Origin of the sequence: Candidatus Pelagibacter sp. HIMB1709 (assembly GCF_052047635.1) — a bacterium.
In the GTDB taxonomy this organism is placed as follows: Bacteria; Pseudomonadota; Alphaproteobacteria; order Pelagibacterales; family Pelagibacteraceae; genus Pelagibacter.
In genome coordinates this window covers 175800-192530 of sequence record NZ_JBNAJW010000001.1, presented here as the reverse complement: position 1 = coordinate 192530, position 16731 = coordinate 175800, and the positions used below count along the sequence as shown (strand labels likewise).

General features: G+C 26.5%; 16 protein-coding genes and 2 tRNA genes. 15 read left to right on the top strand and 3 right to left on the bottom strand.

Annotation, left to right across the window (positions count from 1 at the left end; translation table 11 throughout):
- The first annotated feature begins 2 nt into the window (after positions 1 to 2).
- From gyrA to ACTTAR_RS01115, 5 genes are all read left to right on the top strand, one after another.
- Complete coding sequence (gene gyrA, locus ACTTAR_RS01135; protein WP_440680893.1) at positions 3 to 2582, top strand: DNA gyrase subunit A; 2580 nt, start codon at positions 3 to 5, stop codon at positions 2580 to 2582.
- Entirely contained in the window at positions 2582 to 3076 is a 495-nt protein-coding gene (gene coaD / locus ACTTAR_RS01130; RefSeq protein ID WP_262589212.1) for a pantetheine-phosphate adenylyltransferase, read from the top strand. The genes gyrA and coaD overlap by 1 nt, the downstream gene beginning before the upstream one ends.
- Positions 3069 to 3629: a peptidylprolyl isomerase gene (locus ACTTAR_RS01125; protein ID WP_428080123.1), complete on the top strand. Its 561-nt coding sequence runs from the start codon at positions 3069 to 3071 to the stop codon at positions 3627 to 3629. Before coaD ends, ACTTAR_RS01125 begins: the two co-directional genes overlap by 8 nt.
- Before the next feature lie 8 nt (positions 3630 to 3637).
- A complete protein-coding gene (gene tgt / locus ACTTAR_RS01120; protein WP_440697474.1) occupies positions 3638 to 4750 on the top strand; it encodes a tRNA guanosine(34) transglycosylase Tgt in 1113 nt (370 codons plus the stop codon).
- Positions 4751 to 4902: 152 nt separating this feature from the next.
- Positions 4903 to 4978: transfer RNA gene (locus ACTTAR_RS01115), tRNA-Lys, on the top strand.
- Between the two features lie 9 nt (positions 4979 to 4987).
- On the opposite strand, the gene ACTTAR_RS01110 is transcribed toward ACTTAR_RS01115, so the two are convergent.
- The gene (locus ACTTAR_RS01110; RefSeq protein ID WP_440697473.1) at positions 4988 to 5815 is read right to left on the bottom strand and encodes a M48 family metallopeptidase; all 828 of its coding nucleotides are present in this window, start codon (positions 5813 to 5815) and stop codon (positions 4988 to 4990) included.
- 117 nt (positions 5816 to 5932) lie between these two features.
- On the opposite strand from ACTTAR_RS01110, the gene ACTTAR_RS01105 reads away from it, so the two are divergent.
- Positions 5933 to 6547: a DUF502 domain-containing protein gene (locus ACTTAR_RS01105; protein WP_440697472.1), complete on the top strand. Its 615-nt coding sequence runs from the start codon at positions 5933 to 5935 to the stop codon at positions 6545 to 6547.
- Here ACTTAR_RS01105 and recG read toward each other — a convergent pair.
- Positions 6544 to 8595, bottom strand: coding sequence for an ATP-dependent DNA helicase RecG (recG, locus tag ACTTAR_RS01100; protein WP_440697471.1), 2052 nt, complete (start codon positions 8593 to 8595; stop codon positions 6544 to 6546). The two genes, ACTTAR_RS01105 and recG, sit on opposite strands and share 4 nt — an antisense overlap.
- Positions 8596 to 8618: 23 nt before the next feature.
- Here recG and ACTTAR_RS01095 point away from each other — a divergent pair, with 23 nt between their 5' ends.
- The gene (locus ACTTAR_RS01095) at positions 8619 to 8876 is read left to right on the top strand and encodes a succinate dehydrogenase assembly factor 2 (protein WP_440697470.1); all 258 of its coding nucleotides are present in this window, start codon (positions 8619 to 8621) and stop codon (positions 8874 to 8876) included.
- Between the two features lie 5 nt (positions 8877 to 8881).
- On the opposite strand, the gene ACTTAR_RS01090 is transcribed toward ACTTAR_RS01095, so the two are convergent.
- A tRNA-Ser gene (locus ACTTAR_RS01090) sits at positions 8882 to 8971 on the bottom strand.
- Between the two features lie 87 nt (positions 8972 to 9058).
- Here ACTTAR_RS01090 and rarD point away from each other — a divergent pair.
- The 8 genes from rarD to ACTTAR_RS01050 are packed head-to-tail and all read left to right on the top strand — an operon-like array spanning position 9059 to position 16728.
- A complete protein-coding gene (gene rarD / locus ACTTAR_RS01085) occupies positions 9059 to 9937 on the top strand; it encodes an EamA family transporter RarD (RefSeq protein WP_440697469.1) in 879 nt (292 codons plus the stop codon).
- A complete protein-coding gene (locus ACTTAR_RS01080; protein WP_440697468.1) occupies positions 9924 to 10925 on the top strand; it encodes a lytic murein transglycosylase in 1002 nt (333 codons plus the stop codon). Before rarD ends, ACTTAR_RS01080 begins: the two co-directional genes overlap by 14 nt.
- Positions 10915 to 11766 (top strand): hypothetical protein, encoded by an 852-nt coding sequence (locus ACTTAR_RS01075; protein ID WP_440697467.1) that lies wholly within the window; start codon positions 10915 to 10917, stop codon positions 11764 to 11766. The genes ACTTAR_RS01080 and ACTTAR_RS01075 overlap by 11 nt, the downstream gene beginning before the upstream one ends.
- Positions 11759 to 12910: a D-alanyl-D-alanine carboxypeptidase family protein gene (locus ACTTAR_RS01070; protein ID WP_440697466.1), complete on the top strand. Its 1152-nt coding sequence runs from the start codon at positions 11759 to 11761 to the stop codon at positions 12908 to 12910. The genes ACTTAR_RS01075 and ACTTAR_RS01070 overlap by 8 nt, the downstream gene beginning before the upstream one ends.
- The gene (tmk, locus tag ACTTAR_RS01065; protein ID WP_440697465.1) at positions 12903 to 13514 is read left to right on the top strand and encodes a dTMP kinase; all 612 of its coding nucleotides are present in this window, start codon (positions 12903 to 12905) and stop codon (positions 13512 to 13514) included. Before ACTTAR_RS01070 ends, tmk begins: the two co-directional genes overlap by 8 nt.
- Positions 13511 to 14440 (top strand): AAA family ATPase, encoded by a 930-nt coding sequence (locus tag ACTTAR_RS01060; protein ID WP_440697464.1) that lies wholly within the window; start codon positions 13511 to 13513, stop codon positions 14438 to 14440. Before tmk ends, ACTTAR_RS01060 begins: the two co-directional genes overlap by 4 nt.
- A complete protein-coding gene (metG, locus tag ACTTAR_RS01055; RefSeq protein WP_440697463.1) occupies positions 14433 to 15974 on the top strand; it encodes a methionine--tRNA ligase in 1542 nt (513 codons plus the stop codon). Before ACTTAR_RS01060 ends, metG begins: the two co-directional genes overlap by 8 nt.
- On the top strand, positions 15967 to 16728 hold the full coding sequence (locus ACTTAR_RS01050) for a TatD family hydrolase (protein WP_440697462.1): 762 nt from the start codon (positions 15967 to 15969) through the stop codon (positions 16726 to 16728). Before metG ends, ACTTAR_RS01050 begins: the two co-directional genes overlap by 8 nt.
- Positions 16729 to 16731: the final 3 nt, after the last annotated feature.

The window sequence follows — 16731 nt, the reverse complement described above, 5'->3', positions numbered from 1 at the left end:
CTATGCAAAAAACTGAAGAACCAAAAGATAAGAACATTAATCTAATCTCTATGCATGACGAGATGAGCTCGTCTTACTTGTCTTATGCTATGAGTGTTATTGTAAGTCGTGCATTACCTGATGTAAGAGATGGATTAAAACCAGTTCATAGAAGAATTCTTTATGCAATGTATAAAGGTGGTTATGATTGGTCTAAACAATTCAGAAAATCAGCAAGAATAGTCGGAGATGTAATTGGTAAATATCATCCTCATGGTGATCAATCTGTATACGATGCATTAGTTAGGATGGTTCAAGATTTTTCAATGAGCTTACCTTTGGTTCAAGGGCAGGGTAATTTTGGATCCATAGATGGTGATCCAGCTGCTGCTATGAGATATACTGAAACAAGATTGTCAAAAGTTTCACAATTTTTAATTGATGATATCGAAAAAAATACGATTAGTTTTAAAAGTAATTATGATGAAACAGAGAAAGAACCTAGCGTATTACCTGCGCAATTTCCAAATTTGTTAGTTAATGGGGCTGGAGGTATAGCTGTTGGAATGGCAACTAGTATTCCTCCTCATAATCTTGGTGAGATAATTAATGGAACTTTAGCCTTAATAGAAAACAAAGATATTAAAATAAAAGAATTAATGAAACATATTCCAGGACCAGATTTTCCAACTGGAGGAGTAATAATCGGTAAAGATATAATTAAACAAGGTTACAACAATGGAAGAGGTTCTTTTAAAATTAGAGGTGAAGTATCAGTTGAAAGCTTAAAGAATGGTAGAGATAGATTGGTAATTACCTCAATTCCATATCAAGTAAATAAAGCGGTATTAAATGAAAGAATTGCTCAATTAGTTAGAGAGAAGAAAATTGAAGGAATTAAAGATATAAGAGACGAGTCTAATAGAGAAGGTATAAGAGTTGCTATTGATTTGAGAAATGGTGTTGAACCAGAAACAATTAAAAGACAACTTTATAAAAACACTCAAATAGAGAGTTCTTTTGGTTTTAACACTTTAGCAATAGTAGAAGGAAAACCAAAAACATGTACATTAAAAGAATTTCTTTCTAATTTTTTATCTTTTAGAGAGGATGTAGTAATCAAAAAAACAAAATTTGATCTTCAAAAAGCAGAGGAAAGAGCTCATATCTTAATAGGTCTATCTGTAGCTGTAGAAAACTTAGATAAAATTATAAAAATCATTAGATCTTCCAAAACACCTGAGGATGCAAAAAATGCTATTCTTAAAACCAAGTGGAAAATAAACAAATCACAAAAATTAATTTCTTTGGTAGAAGGAAAAAAAGGTAAAAACGTTTATTCTTTATCTGAACCACAAGTTTTAGCTATTTTAGAATTAAGATTACAGAAATTAACGGCTCTTGGTATCAATGAAATTGAAGTTGAAATTAAAAAATTAGCTGAATTAATTGCAAAATATAAAAAAATTATATCGTCTAAAAAAGAGCTTTTGAGAGTAATAAGTGAAGAATTAAAAAATATTAAAGAAAAATTTGCTGTACCAAGAAGAACTAAAATTATTGATGCTGTATTAAATTACGACATCGAAGAAACAATCCAAAAACAATCTGTAATTATTACAGTAACTTTACAAGGTTACATTAAAAGAGGATCATTAAATAATGTTAAACAACAAAAAAGAGGTGGAAAAGGTAAATCTGGGATTACTACCAGGGATCAAGACTCTGTTATACAAACGCTTTCCGTAAATACACATACATCAGTTTTATTTTTTTCAACAGAAGGACTTGTTTATAAAATTAAAGCCTGGAAAATACCCGAAGGATCATCGGCTTCAAAAGGTAAATCCTTATTCAATATTCTTCCACTAAAAAGTCATCAATCTATTAGTTCAATTATGCCAATGCCTGATGAAGATACAGATTCAAAAAATTATCAAATTATTTTTGCAACTGCACAAGGTAAAGTTAGAAAAAATAGTTTAGATGATTTTTCTTCGATTAATGCTTCAGGAAAAATTGCAATGAAACTTGATAACAATGATAAAATTGTTGGAGTAAAAATTTGTAAAGATGATCAAGATATAATTCTAAGTACTAGATTTGGTAAATGTATCCGTTTCGAAGCTAGAAAACTAAGAGTATTTAAGGGAAGATCTTCAAAAGGAATCAAAGGAATTGAACTCGCATCTGGTGATCAAATTGTTTCATTATCCGTAATTGATAACGATAAATTAATTAAAAATGGAAAAAAATCAAAAGATGAAAAATCAGAATTAAAAGCAAAAGAAAAATTTGTATTGGCAATAAGCGAAAATGGTTATGGCAAAAAAACTTCTCATATTGACTACAGAGTTACTAATAGAGGAGGAAAGGGTATTATTGGAATTATAAATTCTCCAAGAAACGGAAATATAACCTCATCTTTTCCAGTTTTTGAAGGTGATGAAATTTTAATATCCACAAACAAAGGAAGAGTTATTAGAGTTGCGGTAAAAGAAATTAGAACTGCAAGCAGAAATACTCAGGGTGTAAGAATTATAAAATTATCTGGTGATGAAAAAGTTGTTTCTGCAATTAAAATTGATGATAATTTAATTTAATGAGTAAAATTGCAATTTATCCAGGAACTTTTGATCCAATTACCTATGGTCATATTGATGTTATCAAAAAGGCGTTAAAACTTTTTGATAAAATAGTAGTTGGTGTTTCTGATGTAAGTAATAAAAATTATTTATTTTCATCAGAGGAAAGAATAGAAATTGTTAATAAAGCTTTATTTAAGGATTTAAAATTAAATAAAAAAAAAATTATTGTTGTATCTTTTGGTTCACTAACTACAGATTTGTGCAAAAAATATAAATCAAATATCATATTACGTGGCTTAAGAGCTGTATCTGATTTTGAATATGAATTTCAACTTGCTGGAATGAATAGAAAGCTGAACCAAAATATTGAAACAATTTTTTTAATGTCAGATGTAGAAAATCAAATCATTTCATCTAGATTTGTTAAAGAAATTGTAAAATTAAATGGAAATATTAAAAAATTTACTACCAAAAGCACAATAAAATCTTTAAAAGAAAAATATGAATAGAATTTTATCGTACATATTTATTTTATTTTTTATTAGTGCAAATCAATTAATAGCTGAGGAGAATATAATGATTTTAAAACTAAAAGATGGTGATGTAAAAATTGAATTATTTGAAGACGTAGCACCAAACCATGTCAAAAGAATTAAAGAATTGGCTAACAGTGGAAAATATGACAACGTTGTATTTCATAGAGTGATCGATGGCTTTATGGCTCAAACAGGTGATGTTAAATTTGGAAATTCAGAATCTAAAGAATTTGACCTAAGAAGAGCAGGCATGGGTGGATCTGATATGCCCGATTTAGAACAGGAATTTAATAGTTTACCTCATGACAGGGGCACATTATCTATGGCTAGAGCTCAAGATCCAAATAGTGCAAACAGTCAGTTTTTCATTTGTTTTCAACCAGCACCTTTTTTAGACAGACAGTATACTGTTTTTGGTAAAGTTATTGAGGGAATGGAGTTTGTAGATAAAATTAAAAGAGGTGACCAAAATAACAATGGTGCTGTAACAGATCCTGATAAAATTATAAGTTTTAAATCTTTGTAAAATATTAAATGGCATTAAAAAATTTTGCCTTTAAAGTTTTAAACAAAGATAAATTTGCTAGACGTGGTGTTATAGAAACTCATAGAGGTGAGATTAATACACCAGCATTTATGCCTGTTGGCACACAAGCAACAGTTAAAGCTTGTACAATTGATGATATAAAAAAAACTGGATCAGAAATAATACTTTCCAATACCTATCATTTAATGATCCGTCCTGGTGTTGAAAGAATTGAGGCAGCAGGTGGTTTACATTCATTTATGAATTGTGAATTGCCAATACTCACAGACTCAGGTGGTTTTCAAGTAATGTCTCTATCAAAATTAAATAAAATAGATCGCGAAAAAGGCGCAATATTTAATTCACACGTTGATGGAAAAAAATTTTATTTAAGCCCTGAAGAAAGCATTAGAATTCAATTGGGCTTAAACTCAGACATTGTAATGATAATGGATGAGTGTCCAAAAAAAACTGAAGATTATAATTTAATAAAAAAATCTATGGATCTATCTTTGTATTGGGCTGAAAGATCAAAAAAGGCATTTGGCAACAATCCTCACAAGGCTTTATTTGGAATTATTCAAGGAGGATTGTTCAAAGAATTGAGATTAAAATCACTTGAAGGACTTACAAAGATTGGATTTGATGGTTATGCAGTAGGAGGATTAGCTGTAGGTGAAACTCAAAAAGAAATGTTTACTGTTTTAGATGGTATTAAAGAACATTTGCCAGAGGAAAAACCTCATTATTTAATGGGAGTTGGTACACCTTCAGATATTTTAGGAGCCGTAAAAAGAGGTATAGATATGTTTGACTGTGTTCTTCCAACAAGATCAGGCAGAACAGGTCTTGCTTTCACTTGGAATGGACGAGTAAATATTAAAAATAATAAATATCAATATGACAACACACCGTTAGATACTAATTGTGAAAATTTAAATTTAAACAAATATTCAAAAAACTATTTAAATCATTTGTTTAATACCAATGAAATATTAGCATCAATGCTATTAACGCTTCACAATATAAATTTTTATCAAGAATTAATGTCTGAAATCAGAAAAAATATTATGAATAATACATTCGATGAATTTCACGATAAATACATTGAAAAGTTGTAGTTTTATTAACTGTGCTATTATGTGTACAACTTTGTAATGAAAAGCCCTAATTTATAACGAATTCTTTTTATAAAAATTACATTGAACGAATTGAAATATTAAAATTTATCTATATACAAACCATATTCATTTTCATAAAAATGAATCTTTGTGGGCCGTTAGCTCAGTTGGTAGAGCAATTCCCTTTTAAGGAATGGGTCGATGGTTCGAGTCCATCACGGCTCACCACTTTCGAATTTAACTAATTTCAATCGGTGAATAATCAAGAATTACCTCATTCATCCAATCATTTAATTGTTTAATTCTTGTATCTGACGAAGGGTGAGTACTCATAAATTGAGGAGGTTCTTTGCCTTTATTAAATTCTTTCATTCTTTCCCAGATTTTAACTGTCTCTCTAATATCATATCCCGATAAAGATGAAAAAATCATACCAAGATAATCAGCTTCACTTTCTTGTTTTCTGTTAAATGGATTCATTAATCCAATTTGAGATAACAGGCCAACTGTATTCATTCCAGTTGTTCTATTAATATCTGATAATATTCCACCACTTGCAATATCAATAATTCTGGTACCAGTGTTAAGTAAAACTCCTCTACTTGCTCTTTCAACAGAGTGCTTTGCAACAGCATGAGCAACCTCATGTCCCATGACTGCAGCCAGACCATTGGTATTTTTTGTTACATCTAGTATACCTGTATACACGGCAATTTTTCCTCCTGGCATGCACCAAGCATTTCTAACTTTTTTATTATCAATTAATATATATTCCCAATCAAAATTTGCAGTTGGGTCATTTAAATTAGATCTATAGAAATATTCACTAATTGATTCTTCCATTTTTTTTCCAATTTCTTTTATTTCATTTAAAGTTTTTGTGTCATCGCTCATTTTCTCTTTTTCTTTAACTTTTTCATAAATTTGAGCAGCTTGCGCATTTAATTTAGCTTCTGGTATTAATTTTAATTGTTTTCTATCAGTAATTGGAGCGCTTGTGCATGAATGTAAAAGTAAACTTCCACAACCACAACTAACGTATGTTAAAAATTTTCTTCTATTCATTTCATTCTAAAATTGATAATAATTTATTAATATGAATCTCAATAATAAAATTCTAGTTGTATTATTTATCATTGCAATAATTTTTGTTATTTATGCTAGTTATAGTTAAAAACTAATATGTCAAAAAAAAGTACAAAAAAATCTTTTTCTCTAACTTTAAGAAATTATTTTATTGCTGGTGTAGTTGTATTAATTCCCATTGGTTTTACCCTTTATTTAAGCAAAATTTTAATTGCTTTATCTTCAAATTTAATACCAAAAAACATCAATCCAAACAGTTATCTTCCTTTTAATATTCCTGGAGTTGAAATTTTAATAACTATTGTATTTATTACTTTAGTTGGTGGTTTATCCTTATCTTTTTTTGGTAAAAGAATTTTAAAATTAATTGATGATCTTTTTAAAAGAATTCCTTTTTTAAGAACTGTTTATTCTGCAATCGTACAGATGACAGAAACTTTTTCTAAAAAAGATGATGGAAAAAAAAGTGTTGTCTTAATTGAATATCCCAGAAAAGGTGTTTGGGCTGTTGGTTTTGCTACTAAAGAAAATACTGGTGAAATGGCAAAGAAGACAAAGAAAAAATTAGTAAATGTTTTTGTTCCAACAACACCTAATCCAACAAGTGGTTTTTTGTTAATGTTTCCAGTTGAAGATGTTATATATTTAAACATGTCTTTTGAAGAAGCTTCTAAATTTATAGTTTCTGCTGGAACTTCTAATAATTCTTAAGCTATATCGTTAATTATATCTGCTCTATCGTACAATTTAATTAAAGGTTTAAACTTACTTAAATTCTCATTTTCAAATTCAATTCTTTTTATTTCTTTTTCAGCTAATTCAAATAAGTCACTATTCTGAATTGGGTCTGCTAATTTGAAATTTTTAACACCACTTTGTTTAAAACCCAAAATATCACCAAAACCCCTGATTTTCATATCCTCTTCAGAAATAACAAATCCATCATTGGTCTCTTTTAATATTTTTATTCTTTTTTTCGCATTTTCGCTCAAATTTGACTTAAACATTAATATACAAGTGGCTTCCGTCTCTCCACGACCAACTCTACCTCTTAATTGGTGGAGCTGCGAAAGGCCAAACTTATTTGCATTTTCAATTATTATGACATTGGCATTTGGAAAATCTATTCCAACCTCAATAATAGTTGTAGATACCAATATTTTAAATTCTTTATTTAAAAATTTTTTTAGAATTTCATCTTTTTCGTTTATATCTGTTTTTCCATGAAGGATAGAGACTTGTTTTGGAAATAATTTTTTTAAATATTCAAATTTTTGAATTGCAGACGTATGATCTAATTTTTTAGATTCTTCAATTAAAGGACAAACCCAAAATATTTGATTTCCTAAATTAATTTCTTTTTTTATAAATTTTATTACATCATCAATTTTACTTTCTAATTTACTATATGTTTTTATCATTTTACGGTTTTTAGGTTTTTCTCTAATAATTGACAAATCCATATCACCATAAATTGTCATTGTTAAAGTTCTTGGAATAGGGGTGGCTGTCATCAATAATACATCACAATCATTTCCCCCTTTGTCAGATAATCTTTTTCTTTGATTGACCCCAAACTTATGTTGTTCATCAATAATAATTAATCCTAATTTTTTAAATTTTATTGTTTTTTGAAAAATAGCGTGAGTACCAAAGATTATATTAATTTTACTATTTATTAGTTTATTCAGGATTATTTTTTTTTCTTTGTAGTTAGATTTACCAGAAATTAACTCTATTGATATATTAGATGGAAAAATTTTCTTCGCCAAATTATAGTGCTGTCTTGCTAGTATTTCGGTAGGGGCCATAACCGCTACTTGGAAACCAGAATTAATAGTATTAAACGCAGCTAACAATGAAACAATTGTTTTTCCACTTCCAACATCACCCTGTAAAAGTCTGAACATTTTAGTTGAGGATGATAAATCGTTATTAATTTCGTTAATTGATTTGATTTGATCATTTGTTAATGAAAAATCTAATTTATTAATAAGTTGTTTTTGTTTGTTTAAATTAATAATTTTATTTTTTTTTTTAATTTTCTTAATTTTTTTTCTTATTTCTGAATTAACTAGAAATGTTGCAAATATTTCATCATAAGCTAGTCTTTGATAAAAATGATCTTTGTATTTTCCTATATTTTCATGTTTGTGTAATTCTTTAATTGCATTATTCCAACTGATATTATTGAATTTATTTAAAATTTTACTTGAATGCCATTCTTTTAGGTCAGGTAAATTTTCTATTATCTGTTTGATAATTTTATTATAAATTTTCTCAGATATTCCTTCTGTTAATGAATATTTATTATGAACTTGTTTTATTAAACTAGAGTCCTCAGATACATACTTAGGATTAGTAATTTGATATTTATTTTTGAAATAGCCAATTTTCCCACTTACAGTTATTTCTTTTCCTAATGGTAATATTTTTTTAATATATCCCTCATAACTATTAAAAAAAATGCAATCTAATTCACCTGTTTCATCTGAACATTTAACTCTATTTGGTAATTTTCTAATTCTTGGAAATAGATATTTATTTGCAACAATTGTAACAGTTTGATTTTCACCAATTTTTAAATCCTTTACTTTTGTTGATAAACTTCTATCTGTATAAGTCTTTGGAAGCTTCCAAAGTAAGTCAAGAATATTATTTATATTTTTTTTCTTAAGTAAATTTGTTGTTTTTATACCAACTTCATTTAAAGTTGTTAGGTCAGATAATAAATATTCATAATTAGTTTTATTATCCATGATAAATTAATTATATTCTAATAATGGGCCCCAACATAGATCAATTAAAAAAAAAAATTATTTACCGTTCCAATTATCGAGGTACAAAGGAAATGGATAAGCTCTTAGGTAAATTTGTGAAACAATACATTAATGATTTACAAGAAGAGGATTTAATTGATCTTGATAAATTTCTCAATATTGACGACACAAATTTATACAATTTCTATAAAGGTTTTGATACTGAATTTGAAATAGAAAATAACAATATAACCTTGTTATTTAAAAATTTTAAATATTAATATGATGGCGGAGAGACTGGGATTCGAACCCAGGAAAGAGTTGCCCCTTTGCCGGTTTTCAAGACCGGTGCTTTCAACCGCTCAGCCATCTCTCCGTGAGCAAGGTTTTATAATTATATTTATTTAATTCAACCATAAAATAGTTTAATAAAACTACATAACGACTAATTCCATTTAATCTCATGAACAAAGATTTTAATAAAGGATTATTTCTTGCTGGTTTTGGATCCTTTTGGTGGGGCTTTTTTGGAGTTCTATACTTTAAATATATTACTTTTATTGGTTATATTGAGCTAGTTATTCATAGATGTCTTTGGACAACATTAACTTTAATAGTAACGACTTTTCTTTTTTCTAAATGGGATATTTTTTTTTCAACAATCAAAAATAAAAAAAATTTAATTTATTTGTTTGTATCTGGATTTTTAATTTTTACGAATTGGGGGGTATGGATATATGCAATAGCAACAGATAGAATTATCGATGCAAGTTTTGGTTATTTTATCATGCCAATATTAAGTGTTCTTTTGGGATATATTTTTTTTCAAGAAATTTTAAATAAAAAAAGATTATTTTCAATCATCTTGGTTGTTATGTCAATTTTATATTTAGTATTCTTTAATATGAAATCTTTACCTTGGGTAGGGTTGCTCGTAGCATTAAGTTGGGGATTTTATAATTTAGTAAGAAAAAAGATTAATGTAGATACAGATATAGGTTTATTAGTTGAAAGTTTATTTATTCTTCCAATTGCAGTCGTAGCTTTTTATTTTATCACAATTAATGGACATAATGATTTCAGCTTATCAAACCCACCAATGATGCTTTTAATATTTTTGGCAGGCCCTATGACAGTAATTCCTTTATTTTTATATGTGAGAGGTGTTGAGCTTTGTGGGCTAGGTCCTACAGGTATGATATTTTATATAACACCAACTCTTCAATTTTTATTAGGTTATTTTTACTACAATGAGCTTTTTTCATTGGAAAAATTAGTTAGTTTTATTTTAATTTGGATTGCTGTAATCATATATTTAAAAGATTTATATGAAACTAATTAAATTAATATTAATTTTATTTTTACTAAATCAATTAAACTCTCATGCAGATATCAATTTAGAATTTGAAAATTGGAAGCAAAAATTTAAAAAAATTGCTCTTAATGATAATATTTCAGAAGCTACTTTTAATATGGTTATGGAAAATACAAAATATTTATCAGATGTAATTAAGTATGACAGATATCAACCAGAATTTTATGAAGATACCAGAACTTATATTTCTAAGAGAACATCTGATAAAAAATTATCAAAAGGTAAAAATTTTTACTTAGAAAATTCCAATTTAATTCATATGGTTGAGAATAAATTTGAAATAGAAAAAGAGCTTTTGTTATCATTAATGGGTATTGAAACGAATTTTGGAACATATTTAGGTAAAATGGATATTTTATCTTCCTTAGCTACTTTAAGTTTTGATAAAAGAAGATCAGAATTTTTTACGAATGAACTTCTAACACTTTTAAAACTTATAGAAAATAATCGTATTGACCATAAAACATTATATGGTTCATGGGCGGGCGCATTTGGTTTTTTTCAATTTATGCCTTCTACAATGAAAAATTATGCAATTGATTATGATAATAATGGATATATCAACCTTAAAAGCAATTTTGATGCTTATGCATCAGCCGCAAATTATCTTAAAAAAATTGGATGGGATAATCAAAAACCATGCTTTTATAAAATAGATTTGTCTAAGGATGTTCCAAAAAAATACTTAAATATCACAGCAAAGAAAATTCATGATAAAAGAAAATTATTGTTTTTTAGGAAATATATTCAAAATAATTTTGACATTCCAAGTAAATTTGACAATTTAAACGCTGCTATTATCACTCCAGACAAAGATATTATACCTGACGCAGAGACATTAAATCCTGCATATGTTGTATTTGATAATTATGAAGTTATTTTAAAATGGAATAGATCATTGAGGTTTTCGCTCGCAGTTTGTACATTAAAAAATAAATTTAAAAATGAACTATAAGATTATAATTTTTTCTCTTTATTTAATTTTTGTCGCTGGATGTAAACAAGTTGAAAATACTACTAAAAAGGAAATAAATATTGAACCAAAATTTGAAAAAAAAGAAGTAGAAATAAAAAAAACTGAAAAAGAATTAAAAAAAGAAAAAGAAAAAGTAATTAAGGAAGATGATTCAAATTACATTTTTGATAGAGATTATAAAAATCAAGGTTTTGCTTTAATATATAATGAAGATTTGTTTACAGGTCAAAAAATAGATAATAATTCTCTTTCTATTTTTCATAAGAAAATCAAAAAAAATTCTTTTGTAAAAATTACAAATCCATTTAATGATCTAAGTATTACTGCAAAAGTAGTATCAAATAAAATAGATTATCCTGAGTTTTATAATTCAGTTATTACTCAAAGAATTGTTGAAGAGTTATCAATTGATATAAATGAACCATACATAGATCTTTCATTAATTTCAAACGATTCAACTTTTGTAGCAAAAAAAGCTAAAACTTATGAAGAAGAAAAAATGGTAGCAGAAAAAGCTCCAGTAGATGGTATTATCATTGATAACTTAGGAACTATAGAAAAAAAAGATATTAAAATCATAAAGAAAAGTTTTTTATACTCAATTGTAATAGCTGATTTCTACTTTAAAGATTCAGCGGAAAACATGCTCAATAGAATAAAAGAAGAAACAAATATTAATAATCCAGTCATTAAAAAGTTATCTCAAACAAAATATAGGGTATTATTAGGTCCATTTAATGATATAAAAAAACTTGAAGAGTCATTTAATGAAATTAAACCACTTAACTTTGAAAATTTGAAAATACTTAAAGATGTTTAAACTTTTTTTATTTTTTTTAATATTTATTTTAAATTTTGGAAATATTTCTCATGCTAATTTTGATGTCAAAGCAAAAACAGCAATCATTCAAGATTATAATTCAGGAGAAATCCTTTATGAAAAAGAAGCAGATCTATCTATTTATCCAGCTTCTATGACTAAAATAATGACATCTATAATAGCATTTGATTTAATAAAATCAGGTGATTTATCTATGGATGAAAAATTTATTATTTCTGAAAAAGCATGGAGATTATCTACTTCAGGTTACTCATCTATGTTTATAATGGTCGGAGATCAAGTGTCTGTTGAAAATCTTCTTAGAGGAATAATTGTAGCTTCTGGAAATGATGCATGTATCGCTTTAGCGGAAGGCATAGCAGGAACAGAAGAAGAGTTTGCAATTTTAATGACTGCAAAAGCAAAAGAACTAGGAATGGAAAATACCAATTTTACCAATTCATCGGGAATAAATCATCCAGATAATTATTCTACAGTTCGTGATATCCTTATAATGTCTAGATATTTAATAAAAGAGCATCCTGAATATTACAGGATATTTGCTGAGAAAGAATTCACATGGGATAGAACTGGTGGAGACCCAATAACTCAAGGTAATAGAAATCCACTTCTTTATAAAAATTTAGGTGCTGATGGTATTAAAACTGGATACCTTGCAGTAGAAAAATATTCACTTGCTTCATCAATTAATAGAAATGGAAGAAGGTTAATTGCGGTTGGTAGTGGTTTTGACTCAAAAAATTCAAGATCTAGAGAAAGTACAAAAATGCTTACTTATGGATTAACAAATTTTGATTTAGTTAAAATAGCTGAAGCTAACAATACATTTGATAAAATTGACGTTTGGTTAGGTAAAGATAAAAATGTTGAAGTTTATACCTCAGAAGATGTCTATAAAACTATAAAGAAAGCAAAAAAGAAATTGTTAAAAGTTTCTGTTAAATATGATGGACCAGTAGAAGCACCAATTAAAAAAGATCAAAAAATTGCAAAATTAAGAGTTGTATATGATCAAGAATTAGTTGGTGAATATGATTTATTAGCAAGTAAAGAAGTAAAAAAAGTTAATTTTTTCTCAAGATTGATTAAATCACTTAATTATTTAATCTGGGGTGATGTCTAAAAAACCAGTTATTGTCTTTGAAGGAATAGAGGGCAGTGGCAAAAGTCATCATATCTCAAATGTCTCTAAACATTTAGATAAAAAGAAAATAGACTATATTAAAATTAGAGAACCCGGAGGAAGCATAAATTCTGAAAAAATCAGAAAATTACTTCTGAATAAAAATTCTAATTTTAACAATAATACTGATCTCTTATTAATGCTAGCTTCAAGGAGCGAAAACATTAATCTTATAAAAAAAAATTTCAGAAAAAAAATAATTCTTATTGATAGATTTACAGATTCTACAATAGCTTATCAGCATTATGGAATGGGTATTGATATTAAATTAATAAATACAATTAATAATTTTTTATTAAAAAAAATAAAAATTGATTTTACATTTCTAAATATTGTAAACAAAAAAAATCTATTTTTAAGATTAAAACAAAGAAAATCATTAAATAGATATGATAAGTTTGATATGAGATTTTATAACAAAGTTCAAAAAGGTTTTTTAAAATTAGCTTTTAAAAAAAAATCTTACAAAATAATCAATTCAAATTTAAATATTAAAGTAAATGAAAATTTAATTATTGATCAAATAAATAAATTAATTAAATGAATATTTACCCTTTATCTCAAATTTCCTTATATGGTCATAATACTTTATTCAATAAATTTATAGAACTTATTCATCAAGATAAATTACCAAATAAAATTCTTTTATCAGGAGAAAAAGGGTTGGGAAAATGCACATTAGCTTATCATCTTGTTAACTTTGCTTTATCTAAAGATGAAGATAACCCTTATGATCTTAATAATTACAAAATATCAACCAAAAATAAATCATATTTACTTGTCCAAAATCAATCATGTCCAAATTTTACACTTATCGATGTAGAAAAGGATAAAAAAAATATTGATATTAATCAAATAAGAGAATTGATTAATAACATTAATAAATCCTCGTTTAACTCCAAACCAAGATTTGTTCTCATAGATAATATCGATTTATTAAATGTAAATTCTGTTAATGCTTTACTTAAAATTTTAGAAGAACCTAATGACAATATTTTTTTTATTTTAATTAATAATAACAAAAAAGTTTTACCAACTCTTAAATCTAGATGTATAAATTTTAAGGTTTTTTTATCATCAAAAGATTCTATTGAAATAGCTAATAAAATTTTAAAAAAAAATATAAATAATCTAATTAACTTTGATCTATTAGATAGTTATAAAACCCCTGGTCAATTAATTAACCTGATTGAATTTTCTGAAAACTATGAGATTGATATTAAGAATATTAGTTTAAAAGAATTTTTACTTAAACTTTTAAAAGACAAGATTTATAAAAAAGAAAAAGAAATAAATCATTTAATTTATTCTTTTATTGAAGTTTATTTTAGAAAGAATATATCATCTTCAAATATTAGCTTATTAAATTTTTATAAATATTTTTTAAAAAAAATTAATAATACCAAGATTTATAATTTAGATGAAGAAACTCTTTTTTTAGAATTTGAAGATAAAATATTAAATGGATAAAACTTTTTATATAACAACTCCAATTTACTATCCTTCAGCAAAACCACATATGGGTCATGCTTATTCGAGTATTGTGGCAGATTTTTTTGCTAGATTTAAAAGAATGGATGGTTTTAATGTTCATTTTCTTACTGGCACTGATGAACATGGATTAAAGATTCAAAGATCAGCAGAAAAAGTAGGTGAGGATCCATTAAAATTTTGCGATAAAATAAGTCAAACATTCAGAGATCTATCCAATACTCTAAATTTATCTAATACTGATTTTATACGTACAACTGAAACAAGACATAAGAAAACTGTTCAATATCTTTGGAATGAACTAAAAAAAAATGATGATATTTATTTATCTAAATATTCTGGTTGGTACTCAGTTTCTGACGAGGCTTTCTATAATGAAGATGAAATAGAAGAATTAAAGGGTAAAAAAATAGCAATTTCCTCAAAATCTCCCGTAGAATGGATTGAAGAAGAGTCTTATTTTTTTCGATTATCTAAATGGGAAAAGCCATTGTTAGATTTTTATAATTCTAATCCTGATTTTATATCTCCTGAATCTAGAAAAAATGAAGTGATTAGTTTTGTCAAAAGTGGCCTTAAAGATTTATCAGTAAGTAGAAAAACTTTTTCTTGGGGAATACCTGTTCCTGATGATAAAAATCATGTGATCTATGTTTGGTTAGATGCGCTTACTAATTATATAAGTGCATTAAATTACCCAGATGACAATGATGATTTATTTAAACAATTTTGGCCAGCATCTATTCATTTAATTGGAAAAGATATTCTTAGATTTCATGCAGTTTATTGGCCTGCATTTTTAATGGCTGCAAAAGTGGATTTACCCAAAAAGGTTTATGGACATGGTTGGATTTTGTCAGGTGAAGAAAAGATGTCAAAATCAAAAGGTAATATTTTAGATCCTTTGGAAATAATTGAAAAGTATGGACTAGATCCCCTTCGATATTATTTAATAAAAGAAGTATCCTTTGGTAATGATGGCAATATATCTCAAGAAAGATTAGAGGACTGTATAAATAGTGATTTAGCTAATAACTTTGGAAATTTATGTCAACGTGTATCTGCCTTTGCAATTAAAAACTGTGAAAGTAAAATTCCTTTGGAAGTTAAATTTAATGAGAATGATTATAAAATATTAAATAGATATAAAGATAATATAGATTTAATTAGATCAAAAATAGAGGAACAAAATATAAATTTTTATATTGATTTTATTGTAAATTCTTTATTTGAGGCCAATAAATATTTTAATGATCAAGAACCTTGGAAAAAAAAAGACGACAAAATAAGATTAAATACAATTGTATATACAACTTTAGAAGTAGTAAGAAAAATTAGTTTTTTATTGTATCCCATAATTCCCGATTCATCACTAAGAGCGTTAAAAATATTTGATATATCAGAGGAACAAATAAAATTTTCTACTGTTGCAGAAAATGAGTTTCTATCTAAAGGTGATAATATTAACAAAATAGATATTTTATTTAAAAAAATTGAAAAAAAAAATGATTGATTCACACTGTCATCTTGATCATGAACCATTATTTAGCGATCTAGAAAATATAATCAAAAGATCGAAAGAGGTAGGGATTGAAAAATTATTAACTATCTCAACCTCTTTAGAAAGTTTTTCAAAAATAAAAAATATTTTAACTAAAGATAAAATAATTTATGGAACTATTGGTATTCATCCACATGAAAGTTCAAAAAATTCAATTGACTCAAAGGAAATAGTTAAAAATTTAACTGAAAATGAGAAAGTAATTGGAATTGGAGAGACTGGGTTAGATTTTTACTACGATAAAAGTGATAGAAATATTCAAATTTCTAGTTTTCGTGAACATATTGATGCTTCTATTGAAACAAATTCTCCATTAATAATTCATTCTAGAAATGCAGAGGAAGAAACTTTTGAAATATTAAATGAATACAAAAATAAAAATCTTAAAATTTTAATGCATTGTTTTACAGGTTCTTTTGGATTTGCGAAAAAACTTCTAGATTTTAATTCTTATTTTTCAGCTAGTGGAATTATTACTTTTAAAAATTCGTTAGATCTACAGAATACATTTAAATCAATTCCATTGGAAAACTTGTTAATAGAAACTGATAGTCCTTTTTTAGCACCAGTTCCAAATAGAGGTAAAAAAAATGAACCATCATTCATTAGTTTTACAGCCTCAAAACTTGCAGAAATTAAATTGATTGAAAAATCTAAACTTGTCAAGATAACTACAAATAACTTCAATAAACTTTTTTTTAATTAATTT